At 66.8% G+C, this 26,645-nt stretch carries 19 protein-coding genes; 10 read left to right on the forward strand and 9 right to left on the reverse strand.

What is annotated here, in order from left to right; all coding sequences use genetic code 11:
* Positions 1–258: 258 nt before the first annotated feature.
* A complete protein-coding gene (locus tag AKJ09_RS12995) occupies positions 259–543 on the forward strand; it encodes a hypothetical protein (protein WP_146647515.1) in 285 nt (94 codons plus the stop codon).
* Positions 544–627: 84 nt separating this feature from the next.
* Here the strand turns inward: AKJ09_RS12995 and AKJ09_RS13000 are convergent, their stop codons facing one another.
* Genes AKJ09_RS13000 through AKJ09_RS13010 form a run of 3 tightly spaced genes read right to left on the reverse strand, consistent with a single transcriptional unit; the run spans position 628 to position 4,033 of the window.
* Positions 628–1,674 (reverse strand): hypothetical protein, encoded by a 1,047-nt coding sequence (locus AKJ09_RS13000; protein WP_146647516.1) that lies wholly within the window; start codon positions 1,672–1,674, stop codon positions 628–630.
* Positions 1,671–2,507: a hypothetical protein gene (locus AKJ09_RS13005; RefSeq protein WP_146647517.1), complete on the reverse strand. Its 837-nt coding sequence runs from the start codon at positions 2,505–2,507 to the stop codon at positions 1,671–1,673. The genes AKJ09_RS13000 and AKJ09_RS13005 overlap by 4 nt, the downstream gene beginning before the upstream one ends.
* Positions 2,504–4,033, reverse strand: a complete 1,530-nt coding sequence (locus AKJ09_RS13010) for a serine/threonine protein kinase (RefSeq protein WP_146647518.1) — start codon at positions 4,031–4,033, stop codon at positions 2,504–2,506. Before AKJ09_RS13010 ends, AKJ09_RS13005 begins: the two co-directional genes overlap by 4 nt.
* Before the next feature lie 318 nt (positions 4,034–4,351).
* On the opposite strand from AKJ09_RS13010, the gene AKJ09_RS13015 reads away from it, so the two are divergent.
* Positions 4,352–5,701, forward strand: coding sequence for a cytochrome P450 (locus AKJ09_RS13015; RefSeq protein WP_169927502.1), 1,350 nt, complete (start codon positions 4,352–4,354; stop codon positions 5,699–5,701).
* Between the two features lie 3 nt (positions 5,702–5,704).
* Here AKJ09_RS13015 and AKJ09_RS13020 read toward each other — a convergent pair whose 3' ends face one another.
* Both AKJ09_RS13020 and AKJ09_RS13025 read right to left on the reverse strand, forming a co-directional pair.
* Positions 5,705–9,178 carry a POTRA domain-containing protein gene (locus AKJ09_RS13020; RefSeq protein WP_146647520.1) on the reverse strand — a complete coding sequence of 1,158 codons (3,474 nt, stop codon included), beginning with the start codon at positions 9,176–9,178 and terminating at the stop codon, positions 5,705–5,707.
* Between the two features lie 44 nt (positions 9,179–9,222).
* Entirely contained in the window at positions 9,223–13,599 is a 4,377-nt protein-coding gene (locus AKJ09_RS13025) for a translocation/assembly module TamB domain-containing protein (protein ID WP_169927503.1), read from the reverse strand.
* A 297-nt stretch (positions 13,600–13,896) separates the two neighbouring features.
* Here AKJ09_RS13025 and AKJ09_RS13030 point away from each other — a divergent pair, with 297 nt between their 5' ends.
* Together AKJ09_RS13030 and AKJ09_RS13035 are read left to right on the forward strand one after the other, a co-directional pair.
* Positions 13,897–14,616 carry a TrmH family RNA methyltransferase gene (locus tag AKJ09_RS13030; protein WP_146647522.1) on the forward strand — a complete coding sequence of 240 codons (720 nt, stop codon included), beginning with the start codon at positions 13,897–13,899 and terminating at the stop codon, positions 14,614–14,616.
* A 109-nt stretch (positions 14,617–14,725) separates the two neighbouring features.
* Positions 14,726–15,931, forward strand: coding sequence for a pyridoxal phosphate-dependent aminotransferase (locus tag AKJ09_RS13035; protein ID WP_146647523.1), 1,206 nt, complete (start codon positions 14,726–14,728; stop codon positions 15,929–15,931).
* Positions 15,932–16,065: 134 nt separating this feature from the next.
* On the opposite strand, the gene grxC is transcribed toward AKJ09_RS13035, so the two are convergent.
* Positions 16,066–16,326: a glutaredoxin 3 gene (gene grxC, locus AKJ09_RS13040; RefSeq protein ID WP_146647524.1), complete on the reverse strand. Its 261-nt coding sequence runs from the start codon at positions 16,324–16,326 to the stop codon at positions 16,066–16,068.
* A gap of 146 nt (positions 16,327–16,472) precedes the next feature.
* On the opposite strand from grxC, the gene AKJ09_RS13045 reads away from it, so the two are divergent.
* From AKJ09_RS13045 to AKJ09_RS13065, 5 genes are all read left to right on the forward strand, one after another.
* On the forward strand, positions 16,473–16,985 hold the full coding sequence (locus AKJ09_RS13045; RefSeq protein ID WP_146647525.1) for a hypothetical protein: 513 nt from the start codon (positions 16,473–16,475) through the stop codon (positions 16,983–16,985).
* A 47-nt stretch (positions 16,986–17,032) separates the two neighbouring features.
* Entirely contained in the window at positions 17,033–19,630 is a 2,598-nt protein-coding gene (locus AKJ09_RS13050) for an ATP-dependent Clp protease ATP-binding subunit (protein WP_146647526.1), read from the forward strand.
* The gene (locus tag AKJ09_RS13055; protein WP_240488463.1) at positions 19,627–21,114 is read left to right on the forward strand and encodes a UDP-N-acetylmuramate--L-alanine ligase; all 1,488 of its coding nucleotides are present in this window, start codon (positions 19,627–19,629) and stop codon (positions 21,112–21,114) included. The genes AKJ09_RS13050 and AKJ09_RS13055 overlap by 4 nt, the downstream gene beginning before the upstream one ends.
* Complete coding sequence (locus AKJ09_RS13060) at positions 21,111–21,974, forward strand: inositol monophosphatase family protein (RefSeq protein WP_146647527.1); 864 nt, start codon at positions 21,111–21,113, stop codon at positions 21,972–21,974. Before AKJ09_RS13055 ends, AKJ09_RS13060 begins: the two co-directional genes overlap by 4 nt.
* 190 nt (positions 21,975–22,164) lie before the next feature.
* On the forward strand, positions 22,165–23,055 hold the full coding sequence (locus AKJ09_RS13065) for a metallophosphoesterase family protein (protein ID WP_146647528.1): 891 nt from the start codon (positions 22,165–22,167) through the stop codon (positions 23,053–23,055).
* A gap of 21 nt (positions 23,056–23,076) precedes the next feature.
* On the opposite strand, the gene AKJ09_RS13070 is transcribed toward AKJ09_RS13065, so the two are convergent.
* A complete protein-coding gene (locus AKJ09_RS13070) occupies positions 23,077–24,459 on the reverse strand; it encodes a hypothetical protein (RefSeq protein WP_146647529.1) in 1,383 nt (460 codons plus the stop codon).
* Positions 24,460–24,614: 155 nt separating this feature from the next.
* On the opposite strand from AKJ09_RS13070, the gene AKJ09_RS13075 reads away from it, so the two are divergent.
* Positions 24,615–25,751 (forward strand): HDOD domain-containing protein, encoded by a 1,137-nt coding sequence (locus AKJ09_RS13075; protein WP_146647530.1) that lies wholly within the window; start codon positions 24,615–24,617, stop codon positions 25,749–25,751.
* A 3-nt stretch (positions 25,752–25,754) separates the two neighbouring features.
* Here the strand turns inward: AKJ09_RS13075 and AKJ09_RS13080 are convergent, their stop codons facing one another.
* Positions 25,755–26,369, reverse strand: a complete 615-nt coding sequence (locus tag AKJ09_RS13080; protein WP_146647531.1) for a hypothetical protein — start codon at positions 26,367–26,369, stop codon at positions 25,755–25,757.
* Positions 26,366–26,554 (reverse strand): hypothetical protein, encoded by a 189-nt coding sequence (locus AKJ09_RS13085; RefSeq protein ID WP_146647532.1) that lies wholly within the window; start codon positions 26,552–26,554, stop codon positions 26,366–26,368. Before AKJ09_RS13085 ends, AKJ09_RS13080 begins: the two co-directional genes overlap by 4 nt.
* Between the last annotated feature and the right edge of the window lie 91 nt (positions 26,555–26,645).

Consider the following 26,645-nt stretch of genomic DNA (forward strand, 5'->3'; position numbering starts at 1 on the left):
CGACAAAGCCGACGGGAAGCGTCACCGCGTCCCCCTACGTCGAGCGCGCCCCCGAGCGCGAGCCCCTCGCGCTTTACCGAGCAGGCTCGGTCGAGAACGCCGACGCTCCCACCGTTGCCGCGTCCACCGAGAACGGTCTCCTTTCCGGAACTGGTCGATTCGACGCGTGAGCGTCCTCCGAGCTCCTACCCGACTCCGAGGCCGTCATCGTCGTGCGAGCCGAGAAGGCCGCCGCCCATCGCGCGTACGACCCATAGCGTGACACGCGTGAAGATCGCGCAGCTCGCCGCGGAAGCGCACCCCTCCCACGAGGAAGAGGCCCCCTCGCGGAGCGTCGTCGCAGCCGCCGAGACCACCGCGCCGGCTCCCACCGCGCCGGCTCCCCCCCTTCCCGACGTGCACATCTCGTTTCGTCCACGGCCCGGACGCGCCTTCGTGCGGATGGCGACCGATCCCCTCACGCTGATCCTTTTCGTCCTCATCGCGTGCTCGATCGCGATGCTCGTGCTCGCGGCAAAGACCAACGGCACGATGAGGTTTTGAGCGGCCGCGCCGCGGCCAACCTGGAACGACGTCGAGAGACCGAGCGTCGCCCGAACGCACGCTCGGTCCTTCAGCGGAGGGCGTTCACGGGCAGCAGATCGTGCGCTCGTTCTCGAACGTGAGGGTGCCCTGCTGAACCGATGGCGTCGCCTGCGTGCAGCCGTTCGTCGCGCTCGATTTGTACGCTTTGACGTTGTTTATCGAACCGTTCGCAGCGCACGAATTCGTGATCGTGAGAGTGGAGTTGCCCTGACAGGTGGGGTGCGTCCAGAGCTGTAGCGCGACGGAGCACGGGTTCGAGTCGCACGAGCAGCCCATGCATTCGCGCTGGTCGCTCGCCGCCGTTCCGCTGCGCCATTGTTTCGTGAACCCCGAGGTGGGGCACGCGTTCATCCCCACCCTCGCGACGCACATCGCGAAGCTGCCGCCTCTAGGCAAACAACGTTGAGCGTCCGGACAGCCGCCGCCGACTTTGGGTGGCGGCGCGCAGGTACGCCCGTCCGTCGGGTCGTTCCTCCTCACCACGTCGTCCGAGGCTGCGCAGGCATTGCCGTCGGACGTCGCTTGGGCGAAACCACTCGCGAGACCGAAGCCCGTGCTGGTGCAACCGGTCGCGTTGGCGTCGAAGCCACGGGTCGTAGCAGACCCGCAACCCGCGGAGCTTCCCTGCGCGAGCGTGATGGTTCCACCACAGTTGTTTCCGCAGTCACACGCGCAAGCGAGGGCGCCGTCTCCCTGTACGACGCGCACGTCAGTAGCGGTCGTGTAGGCCGCGGGGCACGCGGGGCGGGTGTGGTCGGCGAGCAAAACCGTCTCCCAACCGTCCGGAGGCGGATCGACGCAGACGAAGCCCGCCGAGCATCCCAGATCGGCGCAATCGGCGAGGCCATTGCAGTCGTTGTCGATGCCGTCGTCGCACACCTCGGGACCGCTCGGCCGGCAATTCGGGTCGATCACCGGTGCGCGTCCGTCGGCTCCGTTCGGCCCCGATCCGTCTCCACCTTCGGCACCTACCGTCTCGGGCTGCTGCCCAGCGACGAGTCTATCGGGGTCGATCATCAACCCGCACGCGCCGACCAAGATGGCCCCGCTGGCGAACACGGTCGCGGAGAGTCGTTTCGATGCGTTCATCGCGCCTCGCTCATTCTCGCAGTCCAGCGAGCATCCGCATTCGCCTTCGGTTGCAGCAGCCACAGCACCGTCCCGACGCCTGCCCCAACGAGCCCGATGACAAGGGAGATGTCGGCGACCGTGACTGTGCTCGCGACCGAATCGCGAGCCGAGACCGAACAGTGGCTACCGCACTCCGACGCGTAATTGTCGTAGTCGAGTCGCGCCTTGAGTCCGAAGGCGGTGAAGGACAGCAGCCCCGCAGCACCGATGCCCCATGCGACCCAGCTCGCCGTCGGAACGCGCCCGAGCGCGCTCGGAGCCCATGCTTCGGCGACCTTTATCGCAGGAAGCGCGCGTGGCGTTTCGCGGGGTCTGTCGACCGCGAGCCTGACGAGAACCCGTCGATCTTTCTCGCCCTGCGCCGCCATCACCTCCGTCTCCGATGGCTTCGAGCCCGGGCGAGAAACGCGAAGGCGATGCTTCCCGGGGTCGACTTCGACCGCGCGACCATCGAGTGGAAGCGGGCGTTCGTCGAGCAAGACGCTCGCGTCGGTGAGATCTCCATCGTTGCCGTCGACGACACGGATGACGAGCGAGGGGATCTTTCGTTCGACTTCCCTCAGCCAGTCACCGCAGTACGTCGGTATCGGTGCCGGACACTCGATCTGCGCACACCTCTGGAACTGCGCGCGAGCCTCCACGAGGCGCCCTTGGTCACGCGCGTCTTGTCCCTCCGATGCCGACGTCATGCAGTCTTTGTCCGCTGCCTGCGCTTGGTCGATCGAAAGACCGACGACGACGATCACGGCGATGCTGGCCGCTGCCAGGCGTTTCCACGGCGCTGAGTTCATGGGCAAACCTCGGTGAACTTGGTGTGGCCCGTGCTGTCCATCGACGGGACGATGCGACACTTTCGAGAGGCCGAAGCGGAAGCCGACGCCATAGGCCGAGGCTTCGCAGTCGAGGACGTCGAGGACGGTGCCGGACGATTCGGTCGCTCGGCAGACGCCGGCGGGTCGATGGCAACGGACGGTCGTGGTGTCGGCGGGCTCTCCTCGCCCCAGGCGCTCGACGCGCTCGACGCGCTCGACGATGCAGAGACAGCTGGAGAGCTCGAAGAAACCGCTTCGCGCTCTTCACGAACCGTGCCCGATGGACCGAGCGACGATGGCGTCCAGGTGAGAAGGAAAATGAGGAGGCCTGCGACTCCAACCACGAACGCCACCGTGAGCACCGGGAAGAAACGGCGCGTTGGAGGAGGTGGCTGGGCAGCGGCCGCCAAGTACGCAGGATCGGACGACGGATCGCGCGGCGCAGGAGCATCGTCCTTACGCGAAGGCATCGTCGGTCCCGTCGGAATGTGAGGGACGCTGACGCGAAGCGACGGTGCACTTTCGAATCCGGCCGGTATGTCCCCTGCCGAGCCCATGGCACGCTGGAGCTCCGAGAGCGCCAACTCACGCATCTCGAGCAACTCGTGCCGCTCGGCACAAAGCCAGTCTCCGATCTCCGCGGCGTGCGCGGCGTCCGACGCCTTCCGCAGTGCGAGCGCCATCTCCTTCGCGCTGGAAAAACGTTCGCTCGGGTCTCGCTGCACCGCACGCATGACGACCTGGTCGAGCGTGTCCGGCACCTCCGCACGTAGTGAGCTTGGCGGCTCGACCTCGAGCTCCAGTACCGCGCGCAGGTTCTCCGCCATCGACTTGAAATCGATGAGGCGCTTTCCCGTCAGCGTCTCCCAGAGCACGATGCCCGAGGCGTAGAGGTCGGTGCGCGTCGTCACCTCCAACCCGAGCAGCTGCTCGGGGGCCATGTACCCGGCCTTCCCCTTCAACGAGCCATCGTCGGTCGAATGAACGCGCCCGGCCGCTTTCGCGATACCGAAGTCCGCGATCTTCGCGACCCCCTGAAAGGTCACGAGGACGTTCTGCGGGGAGACGTCACGATGGATGATGTCGAGAGGCACACCGTTTTCGTCGGTGGCCTCGTGGGCGGCGTGCAATCCGTCGAGCATCGCAGCGACGATCCCGACGGCGATCCTGAGCGGTGGAGGCGCTTGCCCCTGACGAGGCCGCAAGATCTGACTCAACGCCGCGCCATGGACGTACTCCATGACGAGATAGAGCTCGTCATCGTCTTCCAAGACGTCGAGCGTCATCACGACGTTCGGATGCGTGAGCCCGGAGGTCACGCGCGCTTCGTCTTGAAAGAGAGTCACGAACTCGGGCGCGCGTCCGTACTGCGCGTGAAGGCGCTTCATGGCGACCGTCTTGCCGAAGCCGCCCTTGCCGAGCATGCGCGCGAGATGGACCGATGCCATCCCGCCGACGGCAATCTCGGGCCCGAGAATATAGCGATCGATGCGCCTCCCCTGCATCGCAGCGCTTCGATGTTATCAGCAGACGGAGTGCTCGCTAGATGCGAAGGCCCACGAGACGTCACGCATCGTGTGCTTTCTGTGCTGCGAAATTTCGCCGACGCGAGATGCGTGCTCGTCGTCGCAGCCACCGCGTCGAAGGGCGACGTTCGTGTTCGGAATGACGTCGCGTGTCGCGCTTTCCGTGAGAGCAACCTCATGCACTTCGAAGAAGGATGCGACACGCTGGAGGCGCGAGGTCTTGCTCGCCGCGGACAGGGGAGTTCCGCGCACCATCGAACGACGTCCGTGACGCACGTGCGGCTATGCTACGGCGCCATGACGAGCCCCCTGCCCCCGGGTCCCAGCTTGCCTCGCGCGCTCCAGACCCTGCGTTGGGTTCGTGATCCCCTCTCGATGCTGGACAACGCGGGCTCGCGCTTCGGTGACATCTTCACGCTTCGTCTCCCTGTCGGCGCGAACGGCATCGTGCTCGTGGCGAATCCGGAGGCCGTGAAAGAGATCTTCGCGCTCGGCCCCGACGAAGGCCATGCGGGCAAGGCGAACATCGTGCTCAAGCCGTTTCTCGGCCGGCACTCCCTGCTCGTCCTCGACGGCGCGGAGCACGGTCGTCAGCGCAAGATGATGATGCCCGCCTTCCACGGTGAGCGCATGCAGGCTTACGGGCAAGCGATGCTCGATCTCGCGCACGACTCGGTCGACGGCTGGCCGATCGGCCGCTCGTTCGTCGTGCATCGGCCCATGCAACGCATCACTACGCAGGTGATCTTGCGCACGGTCTTCGGCGTGGCCGCGGGCCCTCAGTTCGAGGAGCTCGCGGACCTGCTCGCGAAGACGCTCGACGCTGCGGCGTGGCCAGGACTGCTCTTTCCGTTCATGCAGAAAGACCTGGGCCCGCTCAGCCCGTGGGGTCGCTGGCGAAGGCTTCGCGATCGCGCGAGCAGCATCTTGCACGAAGAGATTCGTCAGGCGCGCTCGAACCACGAAAGCCGCAACGACGTGCTCGCCATGATGGTCGCTGCACGCGACGAGTCCGGGCGCGCGCTCTCGGACGACGAGATCCACGACGAGCTCATCACGCTCCTCGTCGCCGGTCACGAGACCACGGCCACCGCGCTCACGTGGGCCCTTCGCTGGATCGTTCCGAATCGCGAGCTGACCCGCCGCCTGCAAGACGAGATCGCCGGCGCCGACGACGATCCCGCGAAGATCGCTCGGCTCGAGCTGCTCGACGCCACGGTGAAGGAGACCTTGCGGCTACAGCCCGTCATTCCCATCGTCGGGCGCGTCCTCCAGGAGCCGATGCGCGTGCTCGGTTGGGACCTGCCCACCGGCACCTGGCTGGCGCCAGCCATCGCGCTCATCCATCAGCGCGCGTCGCTCTACCCGAATCCCCGGCGCTTCGATCCGGATCGGTTCGTCGGGGCTCGCCCCGCCCCCTGGGAATGGCTCCCGTTCGGCGGAGGTCTTCGTCGCTGCATCGGCGCAGCGTTTGCGATCTACGAGATGAAGATGGTGCTCGCCGCCGTTCTGTCGCGCGTGTCGATGCGCCTCGTGAAGAACGAGGTGCGCACGGTCCGCCGGAGCATCACGCTCGCGCCCGACGAGGGGCTGCCGATCGTCGCACTCGAAAGGCGTCCTCGCAAGGCCAGGCTTCGCGCAGCCTGACCGTTAGTAGAGGCCGATCGCGAAGTTCAGCGCGCCCACGTCTTCGTAGGGCTGTTTCGTCACGTTGAAGCCGTAGTCGATCGCGAGCGGGCCGACCGGCGTCTGTACGCGAATGCCGGTGCCCACGTCGACGCGAATGGGGAACTGCCCCGTCCTGAACGGATACGTCGGGTCGATCCAGAGGTTGCCGAAGTCGCCGAAGGCCACCGTCTCGAAGGGGCCCTTGATGGGGATGCGCAGCTCGAGACGCTCGTTGACCATCAGGTTTCCGCCGCGGATCGGTCGCGTGTTGACGGTGAATTTGTTGACGTTCGGAACGAGCGGATTGCCCGGCTTGGTTTCGTCGGGAACGAGGTCGGGCTTGCTCGCATCGGCGTTGATGCGGTCGACGTCGTCTTGGGGGATGAAGCTATTGAGAAGCCACCCGCGCATCGTGTCGACGCCGCCCATGAAGAACAGGCGGTCGGGGTACGTGGCCGAGTTCGGCGTGAGCTGCACGTTGCCACCGATGCGGGTCATCGATGCGATGCGCATGCCGCGCGGCAGCGGGATGTAGCCGCTGAAGGTCTGGGTCAGCTTGAAGAAGTGGCTCTCCTTGGGCGGCGAGGTGAACGTGCGCGCCGTGTCGTTGACGGGAAAGCCGTCGACGTGCTCGACGCCCGTGGCGATGTACGTGCCCCGCGTCGCGTTGAACGCGTTGTCGCGCCGGTCCCATGAAGCGAGAACGCGCTGCGCGAGGACGTAACTCTCGCCGTCGGGAACGAGCAGCTGGCGAACGATGTCGGTCGTGTTGAACCCCTGCGCGCGGAGGCTCAGGATGTAGTCGTCGATCGATCCCGACTGGAAGATACGGGTGTTGTTGAACTCGAAGCTCTGGAACAGCGTGAGCTGGACCTCGTTGATCGGGCGGTAGTTGATGTTCGGGACAGCCGCGAGCTTGGTGATGTAGTAGTCGCGCTGCAAGTCGTGCACGAAGATGCCATCGGCCCCCGCGCGAACGAGCGGACCGAGGCCGATCTCCGGCACGACGAAGTTCGCCGTCGCGCGCACGCCGAGACGCGCGATGGTGCCGAGGTCGCGGTAGTTGTCGCGCGCGGTCGGGTCGATGATGAGCGCCGTCGGGATGTACGCGAGCTGCAAACGCAGCGTGAGCGAGACCGCGTTGCCCCACAAATTGCGATGGCCGTACTCGGTCGCGATACGGAAGCCTTCACCGGTCGAGAAGCCGGGCGCCACCTCGGTGTACTGGCGCGGCCGCTCGACCACCGTGATGATGACGACCTTGTTCCGCTGCGGAACGAACGGATTGTCGAGCGCCACGCCGACGCTCGAGAACACGCCGAGCGTCGCGATGCGCTCTTCGGTCTTGCGCACGTCGCTCGCGCGATAGGGCTTGCCGACCTCGAGCGCCACACGTCGGAGAACGGCCGACGTGTTCGTGAACACGTTGCCCTGCACGACGAACTGTCGAACGAAGACCTGCTCACCTTCGGCGATGATGAAACGCACGCGGGCGCGCGTTCGGTCGGGCGACTGATCGAGCTCGTAGCGGACGTCGGCGAACGCGTAGCCCTCTTCCTTGTACGCATCGACCACGCGACGGCGGGCCTCTTCGAGCTTCACCGTGCTCACGTAGCTTCCGAGCTTGAGCTCGGCGGCCTTCGCCAGCACCTCGGGGGCCAGCGCCTTCGCGCCGCTGAAGGTGACGTCGTAGAGCTGCGTGCGCGGACCGAGCTTCACCGGAATGCGGAGCCAGACGCGTGACTCGCAGGTGATGCTGCGCGCCGGATCGGGAACGCACGTGGCATCGGGCTCGAGCGGCGGGACCGGACGCGGCAGGCCCGCAGCGTCGTACGTGCACGCATCACGCGGCTCGCCCGTGATCGGGAGCGGCACGCACATGCCCGGCGGGGACTTCGGAGAACAGCGCCGGCGCATCACCTGCACGGGGCCAACCTGCGCCGCGAGATAGCCTTCCGAGCGATAGAGCTCCTGCACGTGCTGGACGGCGCGCTCGTAGGTCTCCGGTATGTAGACCGTGTGCGGGTCGAGCTCGAGCGGCGACGGACGCGCCCCGCGCTGCGCCAGGGGCCCAGCAATGGTCTGGTCGAGACCGAGCGGACGAGGCGGCATGAGGACGTCGCCACCGGCCGCCTCCTCTTCGAGATAGCTGTCGATCTCGCTTCCGATGGCCTTGGCCGACGTGGGCCCGCCTTCGGAGAGCTTCTTCACGTCTTCTTCGCGCAGGCACGGATACGAGCGCGCCGCGACGTACACGCGCTGGCCCTCGACGATGTGGAAGACCAGATAGTGGACCTGGTCCTTCGGGCCACCGCGATCCTCGAGCGTGACCTGCGCATCGAGGAAGCCTCGCTTCACGTAGAAGTCGCGGATCTTCTCGACGAGGTGGCTCGGCGTGCGATCGGTCTCGTTGTCGAGGTCGAGATGCGCGTCGAGGGTGTCCTTGTCGAAGTGCTCGTTGCCCTCGTAGCGCGTCTCGTACCGCGTTCCGTAGTCGACGCGCACGCGAAGCACGATGAGCCCACGATGCATGACGACGTCGTGCGTGACCTCGGCACGATGCCAGCCCGCGGCGCGAATACGTGTCTGCAGGGCAGCGTCGGCGAGCTCGAGCGTTGGCTGGTCCGCCCGATCGCCCACCTTCACGGCATAGGAGCGTTCGAGATCGAGGGTGCTCCCGACGGGCTGACGATTCGCGGCGCCCGTCGAATCCACCGGGTAGATGACACGCCGCTCGATGCGTCGTGGCGCGCCCACGTTGATGTCGGCGACGAGAACGATGCGCAAGGGGTCGTCCGTCGGACGCGCGGTGATCGAGACCTGCGGAGAAGGAAAGCCGCGCCGCTGGAGCATCGCTTCGATGTGGTTGACGTGCCTCGGCACGTCGCGGCCGACAAGCTCACCGTCGACGACGAGCTCGGTGTCGCGAAGGAGCTCGTCACCGTTCACCGGCGCGCCGTGCGTGTCCACGCGGATGCTCTCGATGACCTTGCGGGGCATCAGGTAGATCGTCGCGTGCACGCCGCCGGTCTCGTCTTCGAACTCCACACGTGCGTCGGCGAAGTGACCGCTCGCGAGCGCCTCCTCGATGGCACGACGCACGAGCGCGGGCGTGATGGGGTCGCCCGGTCGCATGACGGTGATCGGCGGAGGCCGCTCGTCCGTGAAGCGCATGTCGTCGAACATCACGTCGACCGAGCCGACGGGCCGACCGGCGAAGCGCGACAGATCAGGAGGGGGCGCGATCGTCGGATTGGGCGACGGTGACGGGGGCACCGGAGGCGGCGTGAGGATCGTGACGTCCTCGTCCGGGGCTGGTCTCAGGTGGCCTTGGGCGGGCGGGGCGGTAGGTCGCGCCTGCCCTGTCGTGGCCTGCGCCAAGGACGCGCGAGGCCGTGCAAAGACGAGCAAAACCGCGAGCAGCAGCCACAAAAGTGTGTGCCGGCGGCGGTTCATTCGCGCGCATCATGGCAAAAAATGCGGCGCGTAGGTGCACGAGATCAGTTGAATTCGAGCCGCCAGCGGAAGTCGATGCCGAAGTTTCCGACGTTGGTGAACGAAACGGTGTTGATTCGGTCGTACGAGGGCTCGACGGTCAGCGAACGGTTGAGCCGCCACTCGATGCTCGAGCGGAGCTGTGGATCTTCGGCGAGGCCGCTCGTCACGCGGGCGCGGACATTTTCCCCGAGACGACGGCCGACGGTGATGTTCGGTTCGACGCGCCCCGTGCGCGGCGAATAGGCGGTGCCGGGGCGAAAGTCGTCGATGACGGGAATGGCTTGTTTGACGGCGCGGTCGACGCCGCTGATGGTGCCGATCGTCTCGAAGGCCGCGCTCGCGTAGACCGAGCCTGCGCGCACCTGATCGACCTCGGCACGGGTCAGACCGATGGTGAGGAGGAAGAAGATGTCCTCGCGCGTGAGCGCCGGATCGCTCGTCATGTCGATGCTGAGCTCTTCGAGGTCACCATACGCGTGGAGCGTGATGCGCCAGAGGTTGCCGCCCTGCCCGCCCGTCGAGATGTTGCCGGCCGTGGGCGCGACGGCGGTGGGGCCCGCACCGGCGCCGGTAAGGGTGTTGCTGTAGCGGCGGTACTCGGTGACGGCGATCACGTCGACGTGAGGAACGATGCGCGTGGGGTCGTCGAAGCGGATGGTCGCCTTCTGGATGTCGAAGTCGTTGGCGAAGACGCGGAAGCGTCCGCCGGGGAGCGTGTTGAGCTCGCCGCGTAGGCCCATGCGCTGGTTCGTGCCCGAGACGTGGATGCCGCGAGGGTCGATGGCGAGCTGCGCCTCGACGAGGTTGTTGCGAATGCGGAGCGGGGCGCGTGAGCGAACGTCGAACCCGAGATTCACGGCGTCGAGCGTGGGATCGTAGGTCTCCACGACCGTGCGCTTGGCGCCGCCGCGGAAGTCCGTCAGGTTCAGCGTGAAGGGCTTGGTCGCCTCGAATGACGTGATGGTGACGTCGCCGCCCACGAACGGAAGGCGTCCGGTGGCGGTCGTGGCGTTCGGGTTCACCGTCACGGCGAGATCGGCGTCGACCGTGGCCTTCACGCCCTCGACGGGCGAGAGATAGAGCTGACGCCCGATGAGCGTTGCCTCGGCCACGCCGAGCTGGCCCCCCTTGAGCGGCATGCGCGCGGTCATGCTCACGTCGCCGCCCAGGAATTTCCCGGTCGCGCGCGTGATTCGAGCCTCGCTTTCGTCGGCCGTCAGATCGACATCGACCTCGGAGAGATCGCTCGGCAACCCCTTGATGCCGAACTCGCCGCCCTTGATCTTCAGCTGGCCGTCGAACTGCGGAGACGACGCACTTCCGCCGAGGCGCACCGAGCCACTGAGCGTGCCGCGCGCTCGTGTCACGCGCGGAACCACGCCGACGAGGATACCGAGATCGATCGGCGAGAGCTCGGCGTCGAGCGCGAGCTCCGCACCGCGGGTGATCTTGCGGACCGAGCCGTTGAGCGAGAACGCTCCCTTCAGGCCGTTCGGCGTGGCGAGCTCGAAGGTCGATCGCGGGATCGTGACCGCGTCGTCTTCGAGCGTGAAGGCCACGGGGGCGGGCTTCCACTCGAGGCGCTGACCGCCGCGCGTCACGCGCATGGCCTTCGGCGCGAAGCTGGCCTTCGCGTGAGGCAGGTCGTTCATCGCGATGCGGTCGAGGACGATGTCGCCGGAGATCTCGCCGCCGATGGGCGACGGCGTCACGCCCTCCTCTTCGCTCTCTTTGACGAACAGCTTTCCGATCGGCCCGAGGTCGAAGCGCGCGAGCTCGAGCTTGCCGGACACGACGGGTGATTTCTGGCGCGTCATCACCACGTCGTCGAGCTTCACCTGGCCACCGAAGAGCGCGCCGGAGGCCGTGATGGTGCCCTGGACCGAGGTGTCGCGAAGGTAGGCATCCTTGTCGAACGGCGCGGAGATGGGCGCACCGCACACCGTCTTGCCCACGATCTTCGGGGCCTTTGGATGCTGGACGAGCGAGACGTGCACGTCCGAACCTCCGAATGGCACGCCCCCGATGCGCACGGGCGTGACGTTCACGTCGGCATCGACCGCATACGCCGACACCGTGCCGCTCACGCGCGCCACGCCCGAAGCCGAGCCCTCGATGCTTGATGCCGCCTTCCCGATCATGTCCGTACGAGAGAGCGGGAAGCCTTGCATGACCATGCTTCCGCGGAGCTCGCCGCCGCGTTTGACGAAGACCGATCCCAGCACCGAGCCGATGGCAGCCTTGCCCTCCTTCTTCACCTTGGCGAGCGAGAGCGAACGCACGTCGACCTCGGCGCCCTCGATGCCGGCCTGGCGATCGAACCAGCGGTAGTCGAAGTCGGCGTGGCCCTCGTCGAAGCGCTCGCCGAGGAGATTCAGGTTGCGCATGTTGGTCGACGCGGACACCTCGAGGTAACCGCCCTTGCACGGGTCCTCCGGACCGCCGAGGGCGAGGTGCACGCGCGCGCTCGTCTCCAACGTTCCTTCGAGCTCGAGGAAACGCGGGTCCTCGTCGAGCTTGAACACGGAGAAGAAGTCACGGATGTCGAGGTTCTTGGAGGTGACCTGACCATCCAGGCGCATGCTCGCCGCGCCGCCGAATTCGAGGCGACCGGTGGGCAGCTCGTAGTTGCTCTTGCCCTTTTGCGCGCGTACGTCGACGAGGCTGACTGCCTTCTGATCGAGGTGCTCGACGAGGATGTGGCCCTGGGTGACGTTACCGAACCCGAGCTCGTTGGGCTTGTCGCCAAGCGTGTAGTTCTGGATGGAGACGTCGCCTTCGATCTTCGGGTCGCCGAAGGGTCCGACGATCGTGGCCTTGGCCTGCGCGAAGCCGCTCATGGCAACGCTGCCGATGGGCGAGACGTCTTCGAGGGCGACCTTCGCGTCGGGAACCTCGACGCGAAGCACCTCGTGGAAGCCGAGCGAGACGAGCACGCCGGTGATCACGCTGTGCGACGTTGTGACGGTCGTGTTGTGGAACTCGAGCGACGTGGGTCGGATGGCGAGCTTGCCGCGGATGTCTCCGAGCGCAACGCCGATGGCGCGCGTCTTGGTGTCACTGATGATCGGCGCGTCGTACACCGCGAAGTTCGTGGTGTGCGCGAAGAGGTCTCCGTCGAGCTTGAGCGGGTCGAGTGTGCCGTGGATGGCCGTGGCGTGGACCTCACGGATATCCCACGTGACATGCGGAGTCTTGGCGACACCGAGATCGATCATCAGCGAGGCGAAGCTCACGTCGTGGGCGTCGAGCGTCGCTTTGAGCGGGAGTCCCTTGGCGAGAGGCTGCACTTCGACGTCTCGAATCTCCGCCACGCCGTCGGCAATTTCGACGCGCGTGAGCGGGCTCGTGACGATGCTGCGTCGAATTGCGAAGTCGCTCTTGATCGAGCGGGCGAACGAGAAGTGATCGAGGCGAATGCCCGACGCTTCGAGGCGCCCCGTCATGTCGGGGATGGGGGTCTCGGGCGAGTAGTGCATCTCGGTATCCACCGAGACCCACCCGTCGATGTCGGGCGTGCCGGGAAAGCGATTCATCACCGCGAGCGGCGCGCGCACCTTCGCGTGACCGTCGAGGGTGGGCAGGTCCCCCTTCTTCTTCGGCAGGCCTACCGAGAAGTGACCGAAGGCGAGCTCGACGTAGCGCTTGTCGCTCTTCGGGAGCGTGCAATCGATCGCGGGGGCGTCGGCGACGTCGAAGTCGACGCCTCCGAACGCCGAGAGGCGACGCACGAGAATACGTGTCGGCTCGATGCGGGCGCGCCCATCGAGCCGGCAGAGGAGGTCGTCGTCGACGGCGGAACCACCGTCCTTGAGCTTGCGTACGAGCCGGCCGCGGGCCTCCGCCACGCGAACGGCAACCTCGAAGGCCGTGCCTCCTTGGCCGTCGTCGTCGGTCGAGACGTCGACGTCGATCTCGTGGCCCTGGCCGCGAATGCCGTCGATCTCGATGTCGACGTCGGCGCCGCTCGCCGAGATGACCGAGAACGGCGGCCGCTTCATCGGCCCGGTTTCCTTGGACTCGGGCAGCTCGAGATGGAGGTTCTGGAGCTTGCCGTCTTTCATGACGACGCGCGCCTTCGGCTCCTCGATTTCGATCTCGTCGATGGTCACCTTTCCGGCGAGCAAGCCGAAGATCTTGGGCCGCGCCGTGGCGCGCTTGGCCGTGAGGAAAGGGGTGCCGCCATCGGTCGATGCCACGCGGACGTCACGGAGCGTGACCGACAGCGGCCAGAGCTGGAGCTCGAGCTGGTAGGAGGCGTCGATGCCGAGACCGGCGATGAGCTTCTGGGTCTCGCGCGTGGCAATGCCGCGCGCCCAGGGCGTCTGCACGAGGACCCCGATCGACGCGGGAACGAGCCCCGCGATCGCGAACACCACGCACAAAATGCGGGCGAAAATCCGGCCCCAATCACGACGCCGCCTGCGTCGGATCGGAGGAAGCATCGTGCCTGAGCTTGGCGAATGCATGGCCGGTAAGGGTTCGACGATCGAGTCTGGCGGCCTGTTCGGGAGGGTCCGCCCGGTCCAACTCTAGCCGGGGCCGTCGAAAATCGCCCATTTGTGGCCGAACTTCGCGAAGTTAGCCCCAGACGCCTTCATTCTCCACGGATCGTGGCCCGATTCCGCTGCGCAATCCCGCTCCTCCGGGCGCCCCGTGCTAAGTGGCAGCGCGCCGTGAGACGAAAAACCCCGGGGATGATCCCCGGCGCCCAGCTCGTACCGACCCTCATCGCCCGCGCAGAGCGGCACGATCCCGAGCGCGTGATCCGCCTCCTCGAGCCGTTCGTACTCGATCGACGGCGCGAGCGCCTGCTCTCCATCATCGACCAGCGCCTGTCGAGCGTGCAGGTCGTGTTCGATGCTCCGCACGATCCCCACAATGGCGCGGCCGTCGTTCGTTCGTGCGAGGCGTTCGGCGTCCAGTTCGTGCACGTGGTGGAGCGCAAAGAGACGTTCCTCGCCTCGCCCACGGTCACGCGCGGCTCGGAAAAATGGGTCGATTTGCGCGCGTGGAAGTCGTCCGAGGAGGTGCTTGCCCACCTCCAGACGCAAGGCCTCGAGATCATCGGTGCGCATCCCGATGGCGAGCTGACCCCCAACGATCTCGCCGGTGTGCCAGGCCTCGCGCTCGTCCTAGGCAACGAGCGTGACGGCATCGCCGAGGATCTCGCGAAGGCATGCACGCGCCACGTTCGCGTGCCCATGCGAGGCATGGTCGAGAGCCTGAACGTCAGCGTGAGCGCCGCGATCTTGCTCGCGCAGGCAACGTTCGGTCGGAAGGGCGATCTGTCCGAGGCGGACCGACGCCGGCTCTACGCTCGAGGTCTGTACTTCAGCGTGGTCAAGGCCGACGAGGTGCTGGCCGCCGACGAGATCTTCGGGAAAGACGCCTGAGCGCGACGTGTCACCGTACGGCGGACGTCCTGACGGAGTGCGTCACAGCCCAAGCACGGCAAGGCTTTACGCCCGGTTCTGCGAGCGGTAGCAGTCGAGACAAGATCCCATGTTTCACGTCATCCCGTCGCATCAGAACCGCCCTTCCGACGATCCGATCTTCGCGCTCAACCGCGAGGCCATGACCCGCCGCGGTCGTGGTGAAGCCATCGTCAACGCCACCGTTGGTTCGCTTCTCGACGATAACGGGAAGCTCGCGATCCTCCCGACGGCTACGCGCATCATCAGCGAGATCCCTGCGGAGGAATGGGCCGCCTACGCGCCCATTGCCGGTTCGCCGGACTTCCTCGCGGCGGTGATCGACGATCTGTTCCGTAGCGAGCCCACGCTGAAGGAGTGCGCGCTCGCGACGGCGACGCCCGGCGGCTCGGGTGCGCTTCGTCATGCGATTGCGAACTACCTCGAGCCGGGGCAGTCGCTGCTCACCACGAGCTACTTCTGGGGCCCCTACCAGACGCTCTGCGACGAGGCCGATCGCAAGCTCGCGACGTTCTCGATGTTCGACGCCGAGGGGGGCCTCGACGTGGCCGCGCTCGACAAGGCGCTCGGCTCGATGCTCGCGGAGCAGAAGCGCGCGCTCATCTTCATCAACGACCCGTGCCACAACCCCACGGGCTACTCGATGCGCGCTGACGAGTGGCGCCGCGTCGTCGACGTCCTGCTCAAGCACGGCAGCACCGGCCCCGTCACCCTCCTCGTCGACACCGCGTACTTCGCCTACGCGCCCGGCGATCCGCGCGCGTTCCTCGCCGAGCTCCGTCCGCTTCTCGGCAAGGTCGGTCTGCTCTTCGCGTGGAGCGCCTCGAAGACGTTCACGCACTACGGTCTCCGCGTCGGCGCGCTCGTCGCCTGCGTTCCGGATGCGACCGAGCGCAAGATGACCGAGGCCGCCCTCAGCTACTCGTCGCGCGGCACCTGGTCGAACTGCACGCGCGGCGCCATGCGCGCGGTCACCCGCCTTCTCGCCGAGAAGGACCTCGAAGCGGCGTGCAACAAGGAGCGCGACGCGATGAAGGACCTCCTCACGGCACGCGTCGCCGAGTGGAACCGCCTCGCGCCGGGCGCCGGCCTCAAGTACCCGCGCTACGAAGGCGGCTTCTTCGTCACCGTCTTCACCGACGACGCGCACGAGCGCGCCGTCCGCATGAAGGAAAAGGGCGTGTTCGTCGTTCCGGCCAAGGGAGCGCTCCGCGTGGCACTCTGCTCGGTCGCCGCACGCGACGTGGCAAAGCTCGTCGAATCCTTCAGCGCCTGAGACAGGCATCCGCGGAGCGTCCGGGTAACGGACTTGGACGTTCCGAAGTGCAGAAACGCCGTTCGCACGCGGTTTGCAAACCGAGTCGCGAACGGCGTTTTGGTTTTGTCGCGTCGAAGAACGCGGAGCCGTGCTCAGGCGGCGAGCTTCTTCGCGAGCTCGCCGGACACGTCCAGCTTTCGCAGCTCGTCGAAGCCGCCAATCGACTCGTCATCGATGAAGATCTGCGGAACCGTGCGTCGGCCGCCGGTCGCCTGGACGAGCCACGCGCGCTTTTCGGCATCGCCCGAGACGTCGATCTCTTCGAAGGCGATGCCCCGCTCCTTCAGCAGGACCTTCGCGCGGATGCAGTAGGGGCAGATCTGGGTGGAATAGACGCGAACTCGAGCGCTCATCGGGGAACTCCCATTCTAGCCATGCCGCGGCCCGTCGCCAGCGCAGGCATTGCGGGGCGCCCACAACCACGGGTCGCACGGGTCGACCTCCGCGTCGATTGACAGAGCTCCGGCGAGGGGGCATTCGAATGCTGATGAGCTTTCGCGTGCGCCATTCGCTTTCCTCTCTTTCGATCGCCGTCGGCGTGGGTGCCGCCGCTTTCGCCATCGCGGCCTTCGTTGGATGCTCGAGCGACAACCCGGGTAGCGACACCGCGGCAGCCGAAGACAGCGGGACGGACGCGCCCCTGCCTCCCGCCACGCCAAGGCCTGATCCTCCGCGTGCGACCGACAGCGGAGCCGACCCGACGCTCGACGGATGCCTCGCCGCGTGTGACACCGCCCATCCGGCAGGTCTCGTGAAGGACGAGGCCATCGACACCTGCTGGAGCGACAACTGCCAAGGCCCGTGCATCGATGCCACCGGCCCGTTCGACGGCGGAACGTCTGACGACGCGGGCGATGCCGGTCCTCTCGCGTGCAAGAACGACGTCTCCACGGGCGGCACGGCGTGCACTCGTTGCACGGAAGCGTTCTGCTGCGCCCCGTGGGATGCCTGTTTCGACGACGCGGATTGCTCGGGTCTCAACGCGTGCCGGGCGGCCTGTTATTCCCGTTGATCCGCTCGTGGTGACGATGTGGACGGCGTGGTAGCTTCGTCCTTCCGATGCCGGCCGAGCAAACGATCCAACTCGAGCGCTATGCCTCCGATGCGAAGGCCCTCGTGGCCGCCGCACAGACCCTCGCCGACGAGCGCAAGCACGTCCAGGTCGAGCCCATTCACCTCCTCGCACGCGCGCTCGATCGCGACCGCGGCGTGGCTGCGGTTTTCAAAGCAGCAGGGGCCGAGCCGACCGACGTCGTTGCCGAGGTCGAAGCGCAACTCGGCAAGCTGACGAAAGCGTCGACCGGGCTCGCGTACCTCTCGTCGGCGATGCTCAGTTTGCTGACGCGCGCCGAGAAGGAAGCCGGCGCCGGCACGGCGGTGGGCGTCGAGCACCTGCTCAATGCGCTCTCGCAGGAGATCCGCGGCCCCGCGGCCGTCGTGCTGCAGGCCTTCGCACTCGGCCCAGGCTCGCTCCGTCCGCACATGGCCGCGTTGAAGAGCGTTCCGCGCGAGGCGCCGGGCACGAGCGCCGCGAGCGCCGCAACCGGCGGCGACGTCCTCCAGAAGTTCGCGATCGACCTCGTGGCGCGGGCAAAGGAAGGCGCCTTCGATCCGGTCATCGGTCGCGACACCGACGTGCGCCGGCTCCTGCAGATTCTCGAGCGCCGCCAGAAGAACCATCCGCTGCTCGTCGGCGAACCGGGCGTCGGCAAGACGGCCATCGTCTCCGCGCTCGCCATGCGCATCGCCACGGCGGACGTTCCGCAGAACCTCGCGAACCTGGCGATCCTCGAGCTCCAGGTCGGCCAGCTCCTCGCTGGCGCGCGCCTCCGCGGCGAGGTCGAAGATCGCTTGAAGGCCGTGTTCGCCGCCGTTCAGGCGCGCGACGCGCTTCTGTACATCTCGTCGCTCGAGTCGCTCCTCGGACAGAGCGGCAGCGCGGTCTTCGATCTCCTCAAGCCGATGCTCGCGCGCGGTGAAGTGCGCATGGTCGCGTCGACCACGCCCGAGGGCCTCCGCAAGCTGAACGACAAAGACGCGAGCCTGCTCCGGCAGTTCACGCTTCTCACCATCGAGCCGCCCACACCGGAAGGCGCGATCGAAGTCCTTCGCGGCATCGCCACGCGTTTCGAGAAGCACCACAAGGTGCAGATCGGCGATCCGGCCATCGTCGCGGCGGTGCGTCTCGCCAAGCGTTACGTGCAGGAGCACGCCCTTCCGGACAGCGCGATCGACCTCCTCGACGAAGCGTCGGCGCGCAAGCGCGTGGAGATCGACGGCCTGCCCGCGCACATGGACGACGCGATTCGTCGCGTCGCCTCGCTGAAGGCGCAGCTCTCCGGTCTCGAGAACGACGCCGATGCGATGAGCGTAAAGACGCGCGACCGCATCCAGAAGGAGATCGCCGAGCTCGAGCCCACCGTCGCCGAGATGCGCGTGAAGCTCGACTCGCGACGCGGTGCCCTCGCCGCGCAGACGGCCCTCCGCGAGGAGATGGCGAAGCTCCAAGCGCAGCTCGAACAAGCGCGCAAGGAGCAGAACTTCGCGAAGCTCGGCGAGCTCGAACACGTGCAGATCCCCGACGTGCGACGTCGCCTCGAAGCGGCCGATGCCGCGGTCGACAAGGCCGGCCTGAAAGACAGCGTCTCGGGCATCGTCACCGAGGAAGACGTCGCGCTGGTGCTCGGTGATTGGACCGGCATTCCCGTCGCGAAGATGCTCGAGGGCGAGAGCGAGAAGCTCCTCAAGATGGAGGAGCGCCTCACCGCGCGCGTCATCGGGCAGACCGAGGCCGTGAAGGCCGTGTCGAAGGCCGTTCGACGTGGTCGCGTCGGCCTTCGTGATCCGGGCAAGCCGATCGGAAGCTTCCTCTTCCTCGGCCCGTCGGGTGTCGGCAAGACCGAGCTCGCCAAGGCGCTCGCCGAGTTCCTCTTCGACGACGAGCAGTCGATGACTCGCCTCGACATGAGCGAGTTCATGGAGAAGCACATGGCGCAGCGCCTCGTCGGTGCGCCTCCCGGCTACGTCGACAGCGAGGAAGGCGGCTTCTTGACCGAGGCCGTGCGTCGTCGTCCGTACAGCGTGCTTCTCTTCGACGAGGTCGAGAAGGCCCACTCCGACGTCTTCAACCTGCTCTTGCAGGTCCTCGACGACGGGCGCCTCACCGACGGTCGCGGCCGCACGGCGGACTTTTCGAACACCGTCGTCATCATGACGAGCAACATCGGCTCGCAGCGCATCCTCGAGACGGATCCCAAGCTCTTCGAATCCGAGGAAGGCCGCGAGGCGCTCCGCGACGTGCTGCACGAGGAGCTCCGGAACTTCCTCCGTCCGGAGTTCTTGAACCGCATCGACGACGTCATCGTGTTCCGCCCGCTCTCCAAGGGAGATTTGCGCGGCATCGTCGACATTCAGCTCCGTCGCCTCGAGAAGCTCATGACGGATCGCGAGCTCAAGCTCGATCTCAGCGAAGGCGCGAAGATGGCCCTCGTGGAGCGCGGCTACGAGCCTGCGTTCGGTGCGCGTCCTTTGAAGCGTGCCATCTTGAAGGCCGTGCAAGATCCGCTGGCCGAAGAGATCCTCGCCGGCGGTTACGCGACGGGCAGCACCGTTCACGTCGACGTGGACGGCGATTCGTTCAAGTTCATCAAGAAGTGAGCAGTCGAGAGATGCGCGTCCACCTCATCGGTGTTTCGGGGACGGGAATGGGTCAGCTCGCGATGTTGCTCCGCGACGCGGGGCACGACGTGAGCGGCTCGGACATGTCGTTCGATCCGCCGATGGGGCCCGCGCTCGAGGCGGCCGGTATTCGCTGCCTCCCGGGCTACAAGGCGGAGAACATCGACGCAGGCTACGACCTCGTGGTCGTGGGCAACGCCATCCGTCGCGACAACGTCGAGGCCGTCCGGACCGACGAGCTCGGCGTGGCGAAGACCTCGATGTCGGGCGCGCTGCGCGAGCACTTCCTCGTGGGGCGAAGGCCGCTGGTGGTGACGGGCACGCACGGCAAGACGACCACGTCGGCCATGTGCGCGTGGATCCTCGCGCAAGCGGGGCTCGAGCCCGGCTTCTTCATCGGCGGCCTACCCAAGAACTTCCCGTCGGGCGCCTCCATCGGCAGCACGAAGCGCAAGCTCGGCGGCATGGGCGGCGCGCGAATGGGCAAACCCGCGCCGTTCGTCGTCGAGGGCGACGAGTACGACGCGGTCTACTGGAACAAGCAGCCGAAATTCTTCGACTACGTGGGCGTCGGCTCGGACGACGTCGCGATCCTGACGAGCATCGAGCACGATCACATCGACATCTATCCGTCGGCCGACGTCTACGAAGCGCAGTTCGCGGCGATGATCGACAAGCTCCCGCCCGACGGGCTCATCGCCGCCGACGCTCGCGATGCTCGCGCGCGCAAGCTCGTCTCGAGCCGTGCCAAATCGCGCGTGGCCTTCTACGGGCTCGACGGCGACGAGACCGGCGACGTGACACCGACCTGGTTCGGAGCCCTCGTGGCCCCCGATCCCGTCACCGGCGCGCAGCCATTCGATCTCTACGCAGGTGGCTCGTATTGCGGCCGCTTCGCGCTCAAAGTTCCCGGCGCCCACAACGTTCGCAACGCGGTCGGCGCGATCGCGGCGTGCGCCGAGGGCTTCGGCGTGGGCGTAGCCACGGCACGAACCGCGCTTGCGGCGTTCGAAGGCGTGCGTCGCAGGCAAGATCTCCTCGGCCGCCCGGGCGGCATCGCCGTCTACGACGACTTCGCGCATCACCCCACGGCCGTCGACGAAACGCTTCGCGCGCTCAAGTCGCGCGAGCCAAACGGTCGCCTCTGGGCCATCTTCGAGCCTCGCTCCGCCACGGCGTGCCGTTCGCTCCACCAGAACGAATACGCCACGGCCTTCCGCGCCGCCGACCGCGTGCTCTTCGCACCGCTCGGTCGCACGAACATCCCCGAGGCCGAGCGCCTCGACGTCGACAAGCTAGCGCGCGAAATCGGTGAATCTGCCGAAGCGATGCCCACGGTCGACGCCATCGTCGCGCGCATCACCGAGCAGGCCGCCCCCGGCGACACCATCGCTCTGCTATCGAACGGCGCCTTCGGCGGCATCCACGCCAAGCTTCTCTCCACGCTCGCGAGTCGGTCATGAATCGCAACGACCTCGAGCGCGTTCTCACCGTCTGCCGAGGAGCCGCGCGCGACGCAGGTACGCTCGTCATGAAGGGCTACCGCCGGCGGCCCGTCATCGAGCACAAGGGCGCCGTCGATCTCGTCACGAGCTTCGACCGCGAGAGCGAGCTGCTTCTCCGCGACCGGCTCACCACGGAGCTCCCCTTCCCGGTCATCGGCGAGGAGGGCGGAGGCACCCTCGTTCAGGGTCAGCCCGTTTTCTACGTCGATCCGATCGACGGCACGACGAACTTCGCGCATGGCCATCCGTTCTGGTGCATCGCGATCGGCCTCATCGAAAACGGCGTCCCGGTCTTCGGCGTCGTCGTCGCTCCCGCGCTCGGCCTCGAGTGGTTCGGCTTCGTCGCGACGGACGGTGAGGCGGTAGCCATGCGCCGCGCGTGGGGCCCGGCAAACGTCGAAGGCGCCGAGGGCGAGCCGTGCAAGGTCAGTGTGACCGATCGCCTGGAAGACTCGCTCCTCGCGACGGGCTTCCCGTACGACCGCAAGACGAGCAGCGACAACAACTTCGACGCGTTCGTGGCCATCAAGAAGAAGTGCCAGGCCGTCCGGCGTTGTGGCTCGGCCACGCTCGACCTGTGCCTCGTGGCCGACGGCACGTACGAGGGCTACTGGGAGCGCAAGCTCAGGCCGTGGGACTTCGTCGGCGGCTCCGCCATCGTTCGTGCGAGCGGAGGCCGCGTGACGGATTACGACGGGCGCGAGGACTACGTTTCGACCGGTCACGTGATCGCAACGAACGGAGCGATCCACCAGCAGCTCATCGACCAGCTCGCCCTCGTCGTTCCGGGCTCGATGACACTCCCCGGCCAGGGCTGATCACACGGTTTCGCCGCGCCCTGCCTGCGGCTCGTACAGCGGACATGTGGGCGCTGTGGCGTCGCTGCGTAAGAATTTACGCGCAAGGCGTGGCGCTGGAACCGAAGCCGATTCAAGATCATCGAAGGAAGCGCGTAGGTTTGTTCGCACACTCCTAGGCCCACTCCGCAGTACTGGAGGGAGTCCTTCGATGCTCCGCATCGCTCATCTTTCGGACGTTCACATCCTCGACCCTCACACGCGCCGCTCGGCCGCACGCTATCGAATCACCGCTCGTGCCGTGAGCATGGGACGATCCGTCGACCCACGCGAGCGGGCCCGCAAACTCTCGCGAGGGCTCGCTGCCGCGAAAGCGAGCGGCGCCGGCCACGTGGTCATCTCGGGCGACCTCACCGAGCTCGGTGACGCCAACGAGTTCGAACACTTCGCAACGCTCCTCGACGAAGCACGATTGCCCGACGGCAGCGTCACGCTCGTCCCGGGAAACCACGATGCGTATACGAGCGCCGACGGTTGGAAGAAGGCGATGGCCGGGCCGCTCAAGCGATGGTCGTCGGCGAGCGCCTTTCTCACCGGGCAGGTCGTCGAGCGCGGTGACGTGGTGTTGATGCCCATCGACACGTCCTGTTTCCAATCGATCGCGCGATCCGGAGGCCACCTCACCTCGGACGCGGTCGACGCCGTGCACTCGCGCCTGCGCGATCCGGCGTTTACCGACAAGTCGATCATCCTCGTTTTCCACCATCCACCGTTCGTGACCGAGAGGAACGCGGTCTGGCAGTGGATCGACGGCCTCCGCGGCTACGCGCACGCCGTGGACCTGCTCGGCAAGCACCCGCGCCTGCAGATCCTCCACGGACACCTCCACAAGGTCGTCGACAGCATCGTGCGCCTCGGCAAGGGCGCCCTCGCGCGCGTGGAAGACGTAGCCAGACTCTCGCCACGCGACGCCGGACGCGAAACGGCACGTGCTCGCATCTTCGGTGCCCCTGCCGTGGTCGACGACGGCGAGCGCCCGCGTGTCAGACTCTACGACGTGCGCGACGGAGCCCTCGAGAGCGCCGGCTTCTACGCAACCTAGAGCAACCTGTTCGGTGCTCGACTACTTGGTCGCGCCGAGAATCGCCACGAGCAGGTCGGCCTGCTCCTGGATGGCGAAGTCTTTCGTATCGCGTGCGAGGAGCTTCATCGACTGGGCGTGCATCTCGGCGAGCTTGCGTAGGCCACCCGCGCGCGAGACGTCGCCGCCGACGAACGCTTGATCGAGGCGCCGCAAGGTGGCCATCGCCGATGCATAGGCGATGACGTCCCCATGTCTCGACTTGGCGATGCGCTCGATGTCGTCGTCGTACACGCAGGGCACTTCGGCGCGGAACTCGCGCGGTCCGCCCCAGGCCAGGTCGTCCGCGGTGGCCGTCACGGTAAAGTGGAACTTCTCGCCCGGGACCCACGCCGGAACGGTAACGCGCAGGACCTCCGTTCGAGACTCGCCCGCACGCACGTTGCCGAGGACGAGCTCGCCCGCATCGAGCTTCCAACGCGATTCACCGCCCGAAGCCTCGAGGACGTGCGAAGGCGCCGGCGTTCCCTCGAACATCAGGCGCACGTCGCGGAAGGTGGTCATGCCGGCTTGCGGCACCGCCTCGCGAACCTCGGCCATGCGATCCGGCGTGTTGTCGTCGAGTGGGCCACCGAGAACGGCGCCCGTCTGGATCCCGCGCGAAGCAAGCTCGGCGACGGACTCGACATCCACTTTGGCGAGCGCCTTGTCGGAGAGCACGAGGACGCGCTGCGTGACCTCGTTCGACGCGATGGCGGTCTTCGCGAGCGCCAGCGTGGCGCGAAAATCGCGACTTCCGCGTGCGTCGGCGTGCAGATGGTTGCGCAGCGCGGCGATGGCCATCGAGCGGTGCGAGGCCGGCATCGAAGGAACGACGACACGCGCCCCGCGAGCATCGAGGATGGTGACGCGATCGCGCCCCGCGAGCTGCGCGAGGGCCGTGTCCGCGAGCTCGGGAATGTCTTCGGCCTCGCCGTCGATGACGATGGCGACGTTCTCGCCCCAACGCGCCGTTCCCTCCGCCGCCGGCGCGATGACGTCGACGCGGACCAGCACTTCCCCGCCCCACGCCGGAACGCGCGTGTCGCTCGGACGAAGGACGATGGAGAGGCCCTGCGTGGAGAGCACCGTGGGGCTGCTCGTCTTCGTGAATCGGCCGTCTTTCGGGAGAATGAAGCCCATCGGCGCACGCCAGGGCTCGTCGGCCGTGCGGTGGACGACGGGAACGGGCACCTCGGTGTTGTCGTGGTACTCGACGCCGTTGGCCGTGAGGACCGCCGCGCCGTGCGCGCCCTTCTGCTGGAAGGTGAAGGTTCCGTCACGTGCGAGCTGGGGTCCGCCGCACCCGGAGATCCACGCCCCAAGAGCGAGCGCGGCCGTAAAAGCCGACGATCGAACGCGGTGGGGGGTGATTCGGAGCGCCATCCTTGCCGTTCAGTATACGCGTCACGTCCGCTACGCAACGCGCAGGGGGCGGAAGTCTAGGGGTGCGATCGATTTCACCGAAAGCCCCTAAAGAACCTGGGGCGCGGGCCGTTCCGTGATTCCAGGTCGTTTCTCTCGCGAGGCCCCACTTGTCGATGAACGCCCACAGGCCCTCTACACCTCCCGACGCTGATCCCGACGACGAGTCGGACGAGGCGCTGCATTCGTCGACGAACATTTCGGTGCTCGCGGCGAGGCTCGCCGGCGTAAAGCCCTTCCCCCACATCGTCGCGAAGATCCACTCGCTCGCGATCGACCCCACGAAAACGTTGGGCGACGTCGTCGACGTCGTCGAGCGCGACATCGCCTTCGCGACCCGCATGTTGCGCCTCGCGAACTCGCCCACGACCGCGCTCCGCCAGCGCTGCACCTCCGTGCGCCACGCCGTCTCCCTGCTGGGCTTGAGCCGCGTCGCGAACATCGCCACCACGACGGCCGCGTTCGCGTTCCTCTCCGAGCACTCGACGAGCGCGCCGAACATCGTGAAGCACGCCGTATTGACCGGCGGCGTGACGCGAGCGCTCGCTCCGTACGCGAAGATCTCGGCGGACGAAGCCTTCACCGTCGGCCTGTTGCACGACGTCGGCATGCTGCTCCTCCTCCAGCTCCACGAGCCGCTTTACGAGGAGCTCATCGAGCAGGTCGGCCCAGGCAACGAGCCGACGACCGAAGAGGAGCACGCGCTCCTCGGGTTCGACCACGCGTCGTTCGGCGGTCACGTTCTTGCGCGCTGGAAGCTTCCGGATCCTCTCCCCGACGTGGTCGCGCTCCATCACGACTGGGAAGCGGCCGTTGCCCGCGGAGGGCTCGTCGCTTCGCACGTTGCGGTCTTGCGCGTGGCCGAGATCCTGGGCCCGCGCCTCGAGGCGCGCGAGACACCGAACGAGAGCGATCGCGTGGCGCTCGCGAACGAGCCCGCCCTCGAACACCTGGGGCTCACCGCTCCCGAGCTTCTTCGCAAGTGGGACTCGCTCCGCGAAACCAGCAAGAACGGCGCGGAGGAATCACCTCCTCTGGCAGTCGAGGAGTTTGCCTCCACGCCTCCCAAGCCGAAGACGGAGCCTCCGCGCACCCTCATGATGTCGCTCAGGCCGATTGCGGACATGCTCGAGCCGCTGACGAACTACCCGCGTGTCCCGCACCGCGAGTGGAACAGCGCACTCGTGGTGTTGCTGGTGGCGATGGTCATCGGCCTGCTGGCGGCCGTCGCGTGGGTGTCGATTACCCACTGAAGGTCACGCGCTCGCCCAGAGCGCGCTGATCACCGTGCATGCCAGCTCGAGATTCTTGAGCTGAACGAGCGGGCGCTTCGAAGGGCGATGCACCCACGGCAAGCGCGGTTCGTAGACGAGGCAGTGGGAAGGTTTCACCTTCGGGTCGCCCTCGATCACCGCTTTGCCGTACCAGAGCAAAGCCGCCATGAGGCTTCCGACGCCGCGCGGAAGCGGATCCTTCGTGAAGGAGAACTTCGCGGCTCCACTCTCGATCGTGCCATGGAGCTCGACGTCGGGTTGCATCGACACGCGCACGCCGTGAAGCTCGAGAAGCGAGCTCGAGGTGGGTCGCGTTGCACGAATCCACGGAGGAAGCGGGAGCTGTGTGCGAGCCATTGCACGAAGCACGTCACGCTCGTGTGCGCGCAGCGGCGCGTCGGGGTCGAGGCGTGCCTTGTCCACCAAGAGCGAGATCGCCTGACGGCGCGCGTTCTGATAGCTCCGACGAGGACCGGGCGCTTGATACTTGTGACCGCGCAAGAGACGCGTGAGGGCCGTCGGCGAGATCGGGCCCGCGGCCTTCGCGAGCGTACTCAGCGACACGGTCGGCGTGACCAGAACTTCCGCGGCGCTCATCGCATCACCGCGCAGCCGGAGTCGTGCTCTTCGCCTTCCAGAATGTCACCACCGCAATGCGTGCAGAAGCCGAGCATGCTGAGCGCGCGTTCGGCAGCCATGGCGTGTTCGGCAGCCATGGCCTCCGCGGCTCTCTCACGTTTGCGATCGCGAATGGCAGCGTACTGATGCGAGCTGAATCTCATCGAAGAACTCTCCTGTTTTCCGTCACCAGGAGATGCTCCGACGGGGTGTTTTTCGATCACTCCTGAACGAGGATTTTCATCCGCAATTTCA

Source organism: Labilithrix luteola (genome assembly GCF_001263205.1).
In the GTDB taxonomy this organism is placed as follows: Bacteria; Myxococcota_A; Polyangia; order Polyangiales; family Polyangiaceae; genus Labilithrix; species Labilithrix luteola.

Excerpts from the sequence above, each read along its gene's own strand:
- AKJ09_RS13000 (WP_146647516.1), bottom strand. The coding sequence starts at position 1,674 with ATGAACGCATCGAAACGACTCTCCGCGACCGTGTTCGCCAGCGGGGCC.
- AKJ09_RS13080 (WP_146647531.1), bottom strand. The coding sequence starts at position 26,369 with ATGAGCGCCGCGGAAGTTCTGGTCACGCCGACCGTGTCGCTGAGTACG.
- AKJ09_RS13035 (WP_146647523.1), top strand. The coding sequence starts at position 14,726 with ATGTTTCACGTCATCCCGTCGCATCAGAACCGCCCTTCCGACGATCCG.
- AKJ09_RS13075 (WP_146647530.1), top strand. The coding sequence starts at position 24,615 with ATGAACGCCCACAGGCCCTCTACACCTCCCGACGCTGATCCCGACGAC.
- grxC (WP_146647524.1), bottom strand. The coding sequence starts at position 16,326 with ATGAGCGCTCGAGTTCGCGTCTATTCCACCCAGATCTGCCCCTACTGC.
- AKJ09_RS13070 (WP_146647529.1), bottom strand. The coding sequence starts at position 24,459 with ATGGCGCTCCGAATCACCCCCCACCGCGTTCGATCGTCGGCTTTTACG.
- AKJ09_RS13060 (WP_146647527.1), top strand. The coding sequence starts at position 21,111 with ATGAATCGCAACGACCTCGAGCGCGTTCTCACCGTCTGCCGAGGAGCC.
- AKJ09_RS13010 (WP_146647518.1), bottom strand. The coding sequence starts at position 4,033 with ATGCAGGGGAGGCGCATCGATCGCTATATTCTCGGGCCCGAGATTGCC.
- AKJ09_RS13005 (WP_146647517.1), bottom strand. The coding sequence starts at position 2,507 with ATGAACTCAGCGCCGTGGAAACGCCTGGCAGCGGCCAGCATCGCCGTG.
- AKJ09_RS13050 (WP_146647526.1), top strand. The coding sequence starts at position 17,033 with ATGCCGGCCGAGCAAACGATCCAACTCGAGCGCTATGCCTCCGATGCG.
- AKJ09_RS13020 (WP_146647520.1), bottom strand. The coding sequence starts at position 9,178 with ATGAACCGCCGCCGGCACACACTTTTGTGGCTGCTGCTCGCGGTTTTG.
- AKJ09_RS13015 (WP_169927502.1), top strand. The coding sequence starts at position 4,352 with ATGACGAGCCCCCTGCCCCCGGGTCCCAGCTTGCCTCGCGCGCTCCAG.
- AKJ09_RS13065 (WP_146647528.1), top strand. The coding sequence starts at position 22,165 with ATGCTCCGCATCGCTCATCTTTCGGACGTTCACATCCTCGACCCTCAC.
- AKJ09_RS13085 (WP_146647532.1), bottom strand. The coding sequence starts at position 26,554 with ATGAGATTCAGCTCGCATCAGTACGCTGCCATTCGCGATCGCAAACGT.